The following is a 12,664-nucleotide window of genomic DNA, read 5'->3' on the forward strand; positions in this document are numbered from 1 at the left end:
TGCGGGGAAACATACGAATCGCACGCGAGCTTTCAATCATCTCCGTCAAGCAATCACCGCGGTAAAACCTACCGACCCCAGATCACTCGACAGCCCTTTGTTTTAACAGAGACAAACTTTCAAACTCGGGAGCCCGAAACATACGGGATCCCACCTTTTCCACGCTGAATCAGTTGTCACTTTAATTAACCATCGTTTTGCAACATCACGATGTCAGTTGAACCGCGTTTCCTGCCCATTGACGCGCAGGAAGTACCGCACCAGAGCCACAGCCAAACCTAGGAATACGCCAAAGATGAGTCCCAACGCGAGGTTCAATTTCAGTTTCGGCGAAGTCTTCGACGTAGGCACATCTGCGGTATCGACGATGGTCACGTTGTTGGCGCCGATATTGCCTGCAACACCGATTTCTTTATAGCGTTGAAGAAGCGCATCGTAGAGCTGACGGTTCGTGTCGACGTCGCGCTTGAGCATGTTGTAACGAATGCTGCGGCCCTGCAGATCAAGCTCGTTGTTCCGCAAACCGGCGATGCGTTCGTTGAGCAACTGCTCCTGATGCACCGATGCGTCGTAGGTCGCCTTCAACGACTGGCGAACATTGATGACCTCGCCATTGATCTGCCGACGCGACTCTTCGATCTGCGCATTCAGGCGCTGCATCTCCGGGTAGTCCGGCTTGAAGGTCGACAGCTTCTGCTGGTATTCGCTGGTCAGCTGCACTTGCTGGGCGCGCAGGCTCTGGATCAGCGGGCTGCTGAGCACCTGCGGCAGCGACATAACATCGCCGCTTTCTGCTTGGCGCCAGGCAGCCTCGGCCTTGATTCGGACATCTTGCGCTGAAGCCAGCAACGCATTGAGATCGGTCAAGTTCTGGGCAGGCAAAGAAGGTTTGTCGTCGCCCACCGAAACGATCTGCTCATCGGTCGAGTACGCAACCAGCGACTTTTCCGAGTCCTCCACCTTGCCGCGCAACTGCTCCAATCGCTCAGCGAGGAACGTGGTCGCAAAAGAGGACGCTTTCATGCGCCGCTCCTGCGTGCTGATGATGAACATCTTTGCGTACGTGTTGGCGATCTTTGCCGACAGCACCGGATCCTGCGAATCGTAATGGACGTAGACCAGGCGCGAATTGAGGATCGGCTCGACCACCAGACCGTCCAGCAACGTATCGGTGAGGCTGCGCTCGATGATCGCCTGACGCGAATCCACCGATTTACCGGCCTCGGGATTCTTCGCGGCGGCTTTCTCCAACGCCTCGTCGACCTGATCCTTGAACGCCGGCTCCTTGTCGAGCTTTGCTTCGCGGATCACCGCGCGCGCCAGCGAACGGCTCTGCAGCAATTGATACTGCGTTTGATAGAAGTCGCGATCCTGCGGTGATTCCACCGGCATCAGATTGTCGACATTCACCACGTTGAGCGAATCGCGCTCGATCTGCAGCGTGCTGGTCGCGCGGTACTTCTCCGGCATCAGCAGCGTGATGACCAGCGCCAGCAACAGTCCCGCCAGCGCGATGCCGAAGATCAACCAGCGCTGCGACACCAGGGCGCGCCAGTAATCGAGCAAGCCCACATCGGCAAGTTCGAGATGCCAGTGACGATGAGACGAAGAGGGACGATTGTCGGAATTCATACTCATCGGTATGCGCGCCACACCATCACAAGAGGAGTCATTTCCAGCATGGTGCGCAACCAAACGCGCGCATCCGAGCGGTACACAACGACGATATCGCCGCCGTAAATCTCAGGATCCGGATTGGTGCCCTTCTCAATCTCGGCCAGGTCGAACCGCGCAATCATCTTTTGCCCATTGACCATGCGGAACACGATGACATTGCCGCGGCTGGCCACGGTGCTGACGCCCTTCGCCTGCGCCACGGCCTGCTGGAGGGTCAGATTGGCGCCGACGACCGGATAGATGCCGGGCTCTGTCACCGCGCCGGTCACGGTGACGCGGCGACCGTTGGATTCCTGCACGAACACCGACACCTGCGGATTTTGCAAATAGCCGTTGCGATACCGGTCGGCCACCATTTTCTCCAGCTCACCAACGCTCATGCCAGCTGCGTTGACATCGCCGATAAGCGGCAACGAAATATGGCCGTTCTGATCGATACGTACCTGTCGTTCCAGATCGTCGATCTGGAACACCTTGAACAGCAGCAGATCGCCTGGAGAGAGTCGATACTCGGGTTGCACCGCAGACATTGCGAGCGGATCGGGAAGCGGCAACGACGTCGCCATGTCTTTCCCGGTGCTGCAAGCGCCCAGTGTCATCGAGCAGATCAAGGCCAGGCTCAGCGCTTGGCAAAATCGTCCGATCAGTTTCTTCATGCGTGTGGCTGGCTGCCTCGGTTGGGTGGGACAGGAGATCGCGCAGCATTCAACGGGCCAAACACGCCAGCACGAACGCACGACACAGAGTTCATCTCAAGACATTGGGATCACGACAGGTAATGCGTGTTGCACTGCACTATGGCACAGAACGATTGCGCTGCAAGACACCACACGCCATTTTTTTGACGGCGTTGGCCTATTGATTCAAGTTCGTCTATCACGCGTTAACGAACCGTGATCCACGTTATGGTCTGGCTTTTAGGTTTTGGAGCGTTTTCGGACACTTGGCATCATTCCGCAACCCAAGTCCATAGCGAGCTGGGCCGCAACGACCGAGCGCCAGCCTAGCGTTCATGCTGCGGCGCGATATGCCGATCTACATCTGCCGGGCAGCAGACGTAGTCACGAAGATGCAATATTGCGCCGCAACAAAAAAGCCCATGACAGACCGTCATGGGCTTGATGTTTTGGTCGGGGTAGCCGGATTCGAACCGACGACCACTAGTCCCCCAGACTAGTGCGCTACCAGGCTGCGCTATACCCCGAAGATGCTGCGCTCCGCCGTAGGGAGTCCTGCGATTATAGCGGCTTTGTGAAACTTTTTCCTAGCGGCGCAGCAGTTGCAGGACTTCTTCCAGCTCCATCCGCACTTGCTTGATGATCTGATTGCTCAGCGCCGACTCGCTTTTGGCACCATCGCCTTCCAGACGCAAGCGCGCACCGCCGATGGTGTAGCCCTGCTCGTACAACAGCCCGCGGATCTGACGCACCATCAGCACATCGTGGCGCTGGTAGTAGCGCCGGTTGCCGCGCCGTTTGACCGGCTCCAGGCTGGGGAATTCGGTTTCCCAGTAGCGCAGCACATGCGGTTTGACGTCGCATAGCTCGCTCACCTCACCGATGGTGAAGTAGCGCTTGGCCGGAATCGGCGGTAGCTCGCGATTACTGCCCGGATCCAGCATAAGCCTCCACCCGTTCCTTGAGTTTCTGCCCGGGGCGGAACGTCACCACCGTCCGTGCCGAGATCGGAATTTCTTCGCCGGTTTTGGGATTGCGACCGGGTCGTTGGTTCTTGCGCCGCAGATCGAAGTTACCGAAACCGGACAACTTCACCTGACGCCCCTGCTCCAGCGCATCGCGCAGCACATCGAAGAACGCGTCGACAAATTCCTTTGCCTCACGCTTGTTCAAACCGACCTCATCGAACAGACGTTCGGCCATCTCCGCTTTCGTCAATGCCATACCAATCCCCTGGTTACCGCCTCAACTCCGGATCCGGGCGCGATGCTCACGCTCGATCACGGCCACCACATCGGTGACGACTGCATCGACGTCCCGGTCGGTGAGAGTGCGCGAGTTATCCTGCAAAATCAAGCCCATAGCCAGACTCTTGAAACCTGGCGCGACCCCCTGCCCGACATAGCGGTCGAACAACTGCACCTCGCGCAACAACGGCCCGACCGTGGTTCGCACACTGGCCGACACTGCCGCCCAGCTCACCTCGTCCGGCACCAGGAAGGCCAGATCGCGGCGCACCGAGGGGAAGCGCGACAGCTCGCCGGCACACGGCAGCGTCCGCTGCACCAATGGCCCCAGCTGCAGCTCGAATGCGATCACGTCTACGTCGATATCCAGTGCCTTGGCCAGGCGCGGATGCACCTGCCCGATCCAGCCGATGCAGACGCCGTCGCGATAGATATCGGCCGACCGGCCCGGATGCCCGAACGGCTGCGTCGACGGCTGAAACTCCAGCTGCGCGCCGCTGGCCGCAGCCAGTGCCATCAGGTCGCCCTTCACATCGTGGAAATCCACCTTGCGCGCGGCCTCGCCCCATTGCAGCGCCAGCGCATCGCCGCACACCGCTGCGGCAACGTGCTGCGACTCCTGCGGTGCTGCGCCGGCATCGGCGGCCGCGGCGAACACCTTGCCCAGTTCGAACAGGCGCACCCGCCCGGCCTGACGGGCAGCGTTGCGGCCCAATGTGGCCACCAGGCCCGGCAACAGGCATGGACGCATGATCGCCAGCTCGGCACTGAGCGGATTGGCCAACGGCACCAGGCCATTGGTGAGCTGCCAGCGCTCCAGCAAGGCAGCATCGACGAAGGCGTAGTTGATGGTTTCCTGCAGTTCGCGTGCCACCAGCTGGCGGCGCACGCTGAGCTCGTCCAGTTGGGTTTCGCTCGGCATCGCGATGCGACTGGCGCCACCGGGCAGCGTGGTCGGCACCCGGTCGTAACCGTGGATACGCGCCAGATCTTCAATGAGATCTTCTTCGATGGCGATGTCGAAGCGACGGCTCGGCGCCATCACTTCCCAGCCTTCGGCAACGGCGTCGAGTTGCATGCCAAGCGCGCGCAACATGCGCACGACGTCGACGTCGTCGATCTGGATGCCGAGCACGCGTGCAATACGCGCGCGACGCAACAGAATGCGCGCCGGCTGCGGCAGATGCTGCGGCAGTTGCGCATGCACCACCGGACCAGGCGTCCCGCCGGCCAGTTCCAGCACCAGGCGTGTCGCCACTTCGATCGCTTGTGGCGGCAATGCCGGATCCACGCCCCGCTCGAAGCGATGCCCGGCATCGGTATGCAGACCGAGTTTGCGGCCACGGCCCATGATGGCGGCCGGGTCGAAATATGCCGACTCTAAAAACACATTGCGTGTGGTCTCGGTGACGCGCGTGTCCAGCCCGCCCATCAAGCCGGCCAGCGCCACAGGCCGCCCGGCATCGGCAATGGTCAGGAAGCTGTCGTCCAGCGTGACCTGGCGCCCATCCAGCAAGGCCAGCTGCTCGCCGGCACACGAACGGCGCACGCCGATCGGGCCGTGCAAGGTATCCAGATCGAACGCATGCATCGGCTGCCCCAGTTCCAGCATCACGTACTGGGTGATATCCACCAGCAACGACACCGGGCGCACGCCACTGCGGCGCAGGCGTTCGGCAAGCCATACCGGCGTTTTCGCAGCGGGGTCGATCCCCTCGATGACACGGCCGCAATACCGCGGCGCATCCTTGCCGGCATCCAGTTCCACTGCCAGCGTACGCGTGGACACCGGCGCCACGGCACCGGCGTCGAATGCCACCACTTCGCTGGCGCACGCGGCGGCCACGTCGAAGGCGATGCCGCGCACGCTGAAGCAATCGGCGCGGTTCGGGGTGAGCTTGATCTCGATGCTGGCATCGGGCAGCCCAAGATACTCGGCAAGCGCCTGCCCCACCGGCGCATCGTCCGGCAACTCGAACAGGCCGGCAGCGTCGCTATCCAGACCAAGCTCCTTGGCCGAACACAACATGCCATTGGACGCCACACCACGCAGCTTGGCAGCGGTAATGGTCAGCTCACCGATCTTCGCACCGACCAGCGCCAGCGGCGCCACCAGACCCGGACGCGCGTTCGGCGCGCCACACACGATCTGCAGCAACTCACCCTGCCCTGCATCGACGCTGCAGACCTGCAGACGATCAGCTTCCGGATGACGCATCGCCTCGACGATACGTGCCACCACCACCTGGCCCAGCGACTCACCCAACGGTATGACTTCTTCGACTTCCAGACCAATAGCCGTCAGCGTCGCGGCCAGTTCGTCGCGCGTGGCCTGGATCGGAACGTGGCTGCGCAGCCAATTTTCAGAGAATTTCATGGAGAGCCGGGATTCGGGATTCGGGATTGGGGATTAGCTAGAACGCGTCGACGGAGTCCGGGGCGGACCGGGGCACGGTTGCGAATCCCCAATCCCGAATCCCCGCCGTCAAGCAAACTGCCGAAGAAAACGCACATCGTTCTCGAAGAACGCGCGCAGATCGTTGACGCCGTAGCGCAGCATCGCAAAGCGCTCCACGCCCAGGCCGAAGGCGAAGCCGGTGTAGCGCTCGGGGTCGATACCGACGTTGCGCAGCACGTTCGGGTGCACCATGCCGCAGCCCAGCACTTCCAGCCAGCGCGTGCTGCCGTCGGGCTGCTGCCAGGCGATATCCACTTCCGCACCCGGCTCCACGAACGGGAAATAGCTGGGGCGGAAACGCATTTCGAAGTCGCGCTCGAAAAACGCGCGCACGAACTCGGACAAGGTGCCCTTGAGATCGGCGAAAGTGGAATGCTCATCCACCAACAGACCTTCGAGCTGATGGAACATCGGCGAGTGGGTCTGATCCGAATCGGAGCGGTACACCTTGCCGGCCGCGATCATGTGCAGCGGCGGTTTGTGCGCATCCATGTAACGCACCTGCACACCTGAAGTGTGGGTGCGCAACAGGCGACCGTCGCCGAAATAGAACGTGTCGTGCATCGCGCGCGCCGGGTGGTGCGGCGGGAAATTCAGCGCTTCGAAGTTGTGCCAGTCGTCCTCGATTTCCGGGCCGTCCGACAGCTCGTAGCCGAGCCGCGCGAAGATTTCGACGATGCGCTCGAGCGTGCGCGTCACCGGGTGCAGACCACCGCGCTCGCTGCGGCGGCCGGGCAAGGTGACATCGATGCGTTCGCCAGCCAGGCGTGCATCCAGCGCGGCGGTTTCCAGCGTGTTCTTGCGTTCGGCCAACGCCGCAGTCAGCGCGTCGCGCAACAGATTGATCGCCTCGCCAGCAGCCTTGCGTTGATCGGCCGGCAACGTACCGAGCTGCTTCAGCTGAGCGGTAATGCTGCCGCTCTTGCCCAGCAACGCGACACGCAAGGCTTCCAGTTGGTCCGGCGTCTGCGCCGCGGCAACATCGGCCAGCGCGCGCTCGGTCAGGGATTGAATCTCACTCATTGCACTTGCGCCTCAACTGCTAGCCGAACGGTGTTTCCGGATACACCGGAACGCATTGTCACTGCATTACTCTGTCATCGCCCACTTGGCGACTTCGCAAAAACGCAAAAGGGGAAGGACTCGCGCCCTTCCCCCTGCATCTCTGCGTTTCACCTCACCGAAAGCATGTAACACCTCAGTGCGACCGCTCGCGATGACTCGCTTCTTTCAGCAGTCCGCACATGGGTGTGCAGGCTCCTGCGAGGGACTCGCACTTACGCAGCCAGCGCGCCCTTTGCCTTCTCGGCCAGCGCGGCAAAACCGGCGGCGTCGTGCACGGCGATATCGGCCAGCACCTTACGGTCCAGGGTGATACCCGCCTTGAGCAGGCCATTCATGAAACGGCTGTAACTCAAGCCGTTGATGCGGGCAGCCGCATTGATGCGGGTGATCCACAGCGAACGGAAATTACGCTTCTTCTGCTTGCGGCCAATGTAGGCGTACTGCTGTGCCTTGATGACTGCCTGCTTGGCAACGCGGAAGACCTTGCGGCGAGCGTTGTAGTAGCCCTTCGCCAGGGTCAGAATTTTCTTGTGGCGGCGACGCGCCTGTACGCCACGCTTTACTCGTGCCATGGGTCAGTCCTCAGAGGTAGGGAAGCATACGATCGAGACGGCCAGCATCCTCGGCACGGACGTGATTCGTCTGCCGCAGGTTGCGCTTCCGCTTGGTCGCTTTCTTCGTGAGGATGTGGCTACGGTTGGCGTGGCCGCACTTGTACTTGCCGGAGGCGGTCTTGCGGAAACGCTTGGCCGCCGCCCGGTTGGTCTTGATCTTGGGCATTGCAATGTCCTTGATAGTGTTTTGTCACTGACACGGGCGGCAGTCTTGCGACTACGCTTTCCATCCTTGCCCTTGCCTGCTTGTAAGCCCTTGATCGAACACGATCCGGACAGGTCCTGATGCCGCTTGCACGGCGCCCGATAAAACCCGGCCGCGCAGTCTACCCGTTGCCGGGAATTGTTGCAACTGATTGATCTTGCAAACACAACGGACCCCGTCGGGGCCCGTCGGAGCGCAGAAGCAAATCCTCAGATCTTCTTCTTGGGCGCGATCATCATCACCATCTGACGCCCTTCCAGGCGCGGACGGGATTCTATGACGATCTCATCGCCCAGATCGGCCTCGATCCGCGCCGCCATCTCGCGGCCCAGCTCCTGATGGCTCATTTCACGGCCACGGAAGCGGATGTTGACCTTGACCTTGTCGCCCTCTTCAAGGAAGCGGCGCATGTTGCGCAACTTGATCTGGTAGTCGCCCTCGTCGGTGACCGGACGGAACTTGAGTTCCTTGATCTCGACCTGCTTGGTCTTCTTCTTGGCCTCGTTGGCCTTTTTCTGCTGCTCGAACTTGAACTTGCCGAAATCCATGATCTTGCAGACCGGCGGATCGGCCTGCGGCTGGATTTCGACCAGATCCAGGCCTTCTTCTTCGGCCTTGGCGAGCGCTTCGTCGCGCGACAACACGCCGACCATCTCACCGTCGCTACCGATCACGCGAACGCGCGGCACACGGATTTCTTGGTTCTTGCGGTTCTGTTTGTTGTCAGGGGTACTGATATTGCAATCTCCCAGGGGAATCGAACCGGCGCATCCGGATCATCCAGACCGGCCGGGGTTGGCTCACGCTGCCTGCTCTGCCTGCAGGCGTTCGATGAAGGCTGAGACCGTCATGGTCCCGAGGTCCTCCCCCGAACGCGTCCGCACGGCGACCGCGCCATTTTCCTTCTCACGGTCACCGACCACGAGCAGATATGGCACCCGTTGCAGCGTATGCTCGCGAATCTTATAACCGATCTTCTCGTTACGCAAATCGGCGCTGACACGGAAGCCTTGATTTGCAAGGGTTTTCCGTACCGCATCGACATAGTCTGCCTGCGCATCGGTGATATTTGCGACAACGACCTGGACCGGCGCCAGCCAGGACGGGAACGCGCCTGCGTGGTGTTCGATCAAGATGCCGATGAAACGCTCCATCGAACCCACGATGGCCCGGTGCAGCATGACCGGATGCTTCTTCTGGCTGTTCTCATCCACGTACTCGGCGCCAAGGCGGCCCGGCATCATGAAGTCGACCTGCATGGTGCCCAGCTGCCAGGTGCGGCCGATGGCGTCCTTGAGGTGGTATTCGATCTTCGGGCCATAGAAGGCGCCCTCGCCCGGCAGTTCCTGCCATTCCACCCCGCACACGCCCAGCGCGCTGCGTAGCGCGGCTTCGGCCTTGTCCCAGGTGGCATCGTCGCCCAGCCGCTTTTCCGGACGCAGCGCGATCTTGATCTGGATGTCGTCGAACCCGAACGCGGTGTAGACCGCCAGCGCCTGCTGATGGAAGGCGGTGACTTCGGACTCGATCTGCGATTCAAGACAGAAGACATGTCCGTCGTCCTGGGTGAAACCGCGCACGCGCAGGATGCCGTGCAGCGCGCCGGACGGCTCGTTGCGGTGGCAGGCGCCGAATTCACCGTAGCGGATCGGCAGGTCACGATAGCTGTGCAGGCCCTGGTTGAATACCTGCACGTGGCCAGGGCAATTCATCGGCTTGACCGCGTAGGTGCGCTTCTCCGATTCGGTGAAGAACATCGCGTCCTGGTAGTTGTCCCAGTGGCCGGATTTCTGCCACAGCGACACGTCCAGGATCTGCGGGCAGCGCACTTCGCCATAGCCGCTGTCGCGGTAGACCTTGCGCATGTACTGCTCGACCACCTGCCACAGCGACCAGCCCTTGGGGTGCCAGAACACCAGGCCGGGCGCCTCTTCCTGCAGGTGGAACAGGTCCTGTGCCTTGCCGATGCGGCGATGGTCGCGCTTGTCGGCTTCTTCCATGCGCAGGATGTAGGCATCCAGCTGCTTCTTGTCGGCCCAGGCGGTGCCATAGATGCGCTGCAACTGCTCGTTCTTGGCATCGCCGCGCCAGTAGGCGCCGGAAATGCGGGTCAGCTTGAACGCCTTGAGGAAGCGCGTATTGGGCACGTGCGGGCCGCGGCACATGTCCACGTATTCCTGGTGGTAGTACAGGCCCATCGCGGTGATGTCGTCGGACATGTCGTCGATCAGGCGCAGCTTGTACTCTTCGCCGCGCTGGGCGAAGACTTCGATCACCTCGGCGCGCGGAGTAACCTTCTTGATCACGTCGTAGTCCTGCGCGATCAGCGCCTGCATGCGCTGCTCGATCGCGGCCATGTCTTCCGGCGTGAACGGGCGCTCGCTATAGATGTCGTAATAGAAGCCTTCGGCGATGACCGGGCCGATCACCATCTTGACCTCGGGATACAGCTGCTTGACCGCATGCCCGACCAGATGTGCGCAGGAGTGGCGAATGATTTCGACGCCTTCGGCGTCCTTGGCGGTGATGATGCGCAGGCTGGCGTCATGGTCGATGACGTCGCTGGCATCGACCAGCTGGCCGTCGACCCGGCCGGCGATGGTGGCCTTGGCCAGACCGGCGCCGATCGACTGGGCGACCTGCATCACCGAGACGGGGGATTCGAATTCACGGCGGCTGCCGTCGGGGAGCGTGATGTTGATCATGGGCAAGAATTGAGGTCTGGTCTGGCTGCAGCGGTCGGCTGCCATGGGAGATCTGGCCATTGCTGGACAGGCTCGGAGGGGAATGCGGGAAGTGAGTCGAGACAGCGCCATGCAGCGCTCTGCGCGCTGGCGCAGACTGAAGGATCAGCGGTGGGCGGTGGTAGTGCTCATGTCGCACGCTGGGCCGGCGCTGGGCGCGGGCCACCTTCTCGCAAGGGGTCTTGGGCGTGAATGGTAAACCAATCAGCCGGCCGCTGCGTACGGCTGCACGGCGCCGGCGGGTGCATGGCATGATGCCGGCCACTTGTCCTGCCGTTGCCGACCATGGCCATCAAGGGTAAAGCCACCTCGCTGGATATCGCCTACCTGGCCGGCGTGTCGCAGCCGAAGGTATCGCGCGCGCTGGCGGCACCCCAATGGTCAACGAGGAAACCCGCAAGCGCATCCTGCGCATCGCGCACGAGCTGAACTACAAGGTGGACAAGAACCCCTCGCCGCTGCGGCTGTAATGACCCACCGGTTTCTGCACAGGTCATGCGGTTAATGTAGCGGCGTAGGCCGCGTTTGGGGTCATCATCTTCAGCGCTTGATGAGGGCGCTGTGGGTTGTAGAAGGCGATCCAGTCAGCAATCACGCGCAGTGCGTGAGTTTGGCTCTCCAAGCGATGCCGGTGCACGCACTGCTCCTTCAGCGTCCGGATCACCTGTTCCACCATTCCGTTCTGCTGTGGGAGCGACGCCCCCCCCCCGATTTTGAGTAGCACACCAGTGTGGAGTCCAATTCCCTACCCCGAGGAGATTAGACGTGAAGAAGCGTTTTTCCGAAGAACAGATCATCGGCTTCCTGCGGGAAGCCGATGCGGGCATAGCGATCAGGGACCGGTGCCGGCGGCATGGCTTCAGCGAGGCCTCGTACTATGTGTGGCGCAGCAAGTTCGGCGGCATGAGCGTGCCCGATGCCAAGCGGCTCAAGGACCTCGAGTCCGAGAACGCGCGGCTGAAGAAGTTGCTGGCCGAGTAACTGTTCGAGAACGACCTGATCAAGGATGCGCTGCGAAAAAAGTGGTGAGCGCACCGGCACGTCGTACGCTGGTGCGCGAGTGGATCGGGCGTGGTGACAGCGAGCGTCGTGCGTTGGCAGCGATCGGCATGAGCGCCAGTGCGCTGCGCTATTGCTCGCGCGAAGACCGCAATGGCGAACTGCGCGAACGCATCTGTGCGTTGGCGCATCGCCATCGCCGCTATGGCGTCTGGTGATCGTGGACGACGCAACCCACGAAGCGGTCGCCATCGACGTGGAGGGTGCGATCTCGGGACACGGCATTGTGCGCGTGCTGGATCGGTTGCCACACAGTCGCGGTCTGTCGAAGATGATCCGCACTGACAACGGCAAGGAGTGTTGCGGCAAAGCGATGGTCGCCTGGGCGCATGACCGGGGTGTGCAGCCAAGCTCATCCCGCCGGGCAAACCGAACCAGAACGGCTACGTCGAATCGTTCAACGGCCGGCTGCGCGACGAATGCCTCAACGAACACTGGCTCCCAACGCTACTGCATGCAGGCACGGAAATAGAACGCTGGCGACGCGAATACAACGAGGACCGACCCAAGAACGCAATCGGCGGCATGACACCAGCTGCGTATGCCCAATATCTGGCAAACACCGATATCGTCAACCCAGGACTCTAAACCCGGGCGCTACTCAAGGCGGGGGAACGTCGCAGCTGGACCAGTGGATGGCGCAAGTCGATCTGGTTCTCCAGATGCGAACCAAACAGCTCATCGGCAGGCAACTGCTCGGCGGCAGGACGGCGTGTCCGCATGGGCGAAAACTTCCAGAAACCAGGACGTAGCGTAACGAAAACTGGCAATTCCAGTACACCGAAAACGCAGATGAAGCCTTGCAATGGATGTGGTCTGGGGGTTTTTCAGGGTCGACTCAATACGCAACGTGCAGCGCTACGAGGCATGCGTAAGCGCAGAACAACTCGGATTCGCATGCAGAAAACCTGACCTAAC

At 61.4% G+C, this 12,664-nt stretch carries 11 protein-coding genes, 1 tRNA gene and 2 pseudogenes; 2 read left to right on the forward strand and 12 right to left on the reverse strand.

Features of this window, described 5'->3' with window-relative positions:
- Positions 1-213 precede the first annotated feature (213 nt).
- From WJW29_RS08865 to thrS, 11 genes are all read right to left on the reverse strand, one after another.
- Complete coding sequence (locus WJW29_RS08865; protein WP_027704192.1) at positions 214-1,653, reverse strand: GumC family protein; 1,440 nt, start codon at positions 1,651-1,653, stop codon at positions 214-216.
- A complete protein-coding gene (locus WJW29_RS08870) occupies positions 1,635-2,333 on the reverse strand; it encodes a polysaccharide biosynthesis/export family protein (protein WP_011259702.1) in 699 nt (232 codons plus the stop codon). Before WJW29_RS08870 ends, WJW29_RS08865 begins: the two co-directional genes overlap by 19 nt.
- 471 nt (positions 2,334-2,804) lie before the next feature.
- Positions 2,805-2,881: transfer RNA gene (locus tag WJW29_RS08875), tRNA-Pro, on the reverse strand.
- A gap of 60 nt (positions 2,882-2,941) precedes the next feature.
- Positions 2,942-3,298, reverse strand: a complete 357-nt coding sequence (locus WJW29_RS08880; RefSeq protein ID WP_005995911.1) for a MerR family transcriptional regulator — start codon at positions 3,296-3,298, stop codon at positions 2,942-2,944.
- A complete protein-coding gene (locus WJW29_RS08885; RefSeq protein WP_002811076.1) occupies positions 3,279-3,578 on the reverse strand; it encodes an integration host factor subunit alpha in 300 nt (99 codons plus the stop codon). Before WJW29_RS08885 ends, WJW29_RS08880 begins: the two co-directional genes overlap by 20 nt.
- Positions 3,579-3,599: 21 nt before the next feature.
- Positions 3,600-5,978, reverse strand: coding sequence for a phenylalanine--tRNA ligase subunit beta (gene pheT, locus WJW29_RS08890; protein ID WP_011259703.1), 2,379 nt, complete (start codon positions 5,976-5,978; stop codon positions 3,600-3,602).
- A gap of 108 nt (positions 5,979-6,086) precedes the next feature.
- Positions 6,087-7,082, reverse strand: a complete 996-nt coding sequence (locus tag WJW29_RS08895; protein ID WP_011259704.1) for a phenylalanine--tRNA ligase subunit alpha — start codon at positions 7,080-7,082, stop codon at positions 6,087-6,089.
- Between the two features lie 254 nt (positions 7,083-7,336).
- Positions 7,337-7,696 carry a 50S ribosomal protein L20 gene (gene rplT / locus WJW29_RS08900; RefSeq protein ID WP_003484828.1) on the reverse strand — a complete coding sequence of 120 codons (360 nt, stop codon included), beginning with the start codon at positions 7,694-7,696 and terminating at the stop codon, positions 7,337-7,339.
- 10 nt (positions 7,697-7,706) lie between these two features.
- Positions 7,707-7,904: a 50S ribosomal protein L35 gene (gene rpmI, locus WJW29_RS08905; RefSeq protein WP_002811096.1), complete on the reverse strand. Its 198-nt coding sequence runs from the start codon at positions 7,902-7,904 to the stop codon at positions 7,707-7,709.
- A 248-nt stretch (positions 7,905-8,152) separates the two neighbouring features.
- Positions 8,153-8,680, reverse strand: a complete 528-nt coding sequence (gene infC / locus WJW29_RS08910; protein WP_075239419.1) for a translation initiation factor IF-3 — start codon at positions 8,678-8,680, stop codon at positions 8,153-8,155.
- Positions 8,681-8,743: 63 nt separating this feature from the next.
- Positions 8,744-10,648 (reverse strand): threonine--tRNA ligase, encoded by a 1,905-nt coding sequence (thrS, locus tag WJW29_RS08915; RefSeq protein ID WP_011409044.1) that lies wholly within the window; start codon positions 10,646-10,648, stop codon positions 8,744-8,746.
- 324 nt (positions 10,649-10,972) lie between these two features.
- Between thrS and WJW29_RS08920 the strand changes: the two are divergent.
- A pseudogene (locus WJW29_RS08920) lies at positions 10,973-11,154 on the forward strand (LacI family DNA-binding transcriptional regulator); the annotation flags it as partial.
- 26 nt (positions 11,155-11,180) lie between these two features.
- On the opposite strand, the gene WJW29_RS08925 reads toward WJW29_RS08920, so the two are convergent.
- Positions 11,181-11,411 carry an integrase core domain-containing protein gene (locus WJW29_RS08925; protein WP_258527716.1) on the reverse strand — a complete coding sequence of 77 codons (231 nt, stop codon included), beginning with the start codon at positions 11,409-11,411 and terminating at the stop codon, positions 11,181-11,183.
- A gap of 41 nt (positions 11,412-11,452) precedes the next feature.
- Between WJW29_RS08925 and WJW29_RS08930 the strand changes: the two are divergent.
- Positions 11,453-12,334, forward strand: a pseudogene (locus tag WJW29_RS08930) (integrase core domain-containing protein).
- Positions 12,335-12,664: the final 330 nt, after the last annotated feature.

Source organism: Xanthomonas sp. JL1 (genome assembly GCF_038405005.1).

Coding starts and splice junctions, on each gene's coding strand:
- WJW29_RS08870 (WP_011259702.1), bottom strand. CDS start 2,333: ATGAAGAAACTGATCGGACGATTTTGCCAAGCGCTGAGCCTGGCCTTG.
- WJW29_RS08880 (WP_005995911.1), bottom strand. CDS start 3,298: ATGCTGGATCCGGGCAGTAATCGCGAGCTACCGCCGATTCCGGCCAAG.
- WJW29_RS08885 (WP_002811076.1), bottom strand. CDS start 3,578: ATGGCATTGACGAAAGCGGAGATGGCCGAACGTCTGTTCGATGAGGTC.
- pheT (WP_011259703.1), bottom strand. CDS start 5,978: ATGAAATTCTCTGAAAATTGGCTGCGCAGCCACGTTCCGATCCAGGCC.
- WJW29_RS08895 (WP_011259704.1), bottom strand. CDS start 7,082: ATGAGTGAGATTCAATCCCTGACCGAGCGCGCGCTGGCCGATGTTGCC.
- rplT (WP_003484828.1), bottom strand. CDS start 7,696: ATGGCACGAGTAAAGCGTGGCGTACAGGCGCGTCGCCGCCACAAGAAA.
- rpmI (WP_002811096.1), bottom strand. CDS start 7,904: ATGCCCAAGATCAAGACCAACCGGGCGGCGGCCAAGCGTTTCCGCAAG.
- thrS (WP_011409044.1), bottom strand. CDS start 10,648: ATGATCAACATCACGCTCCCCGACGGCAGCCGCCGTGAATTCGAATCC.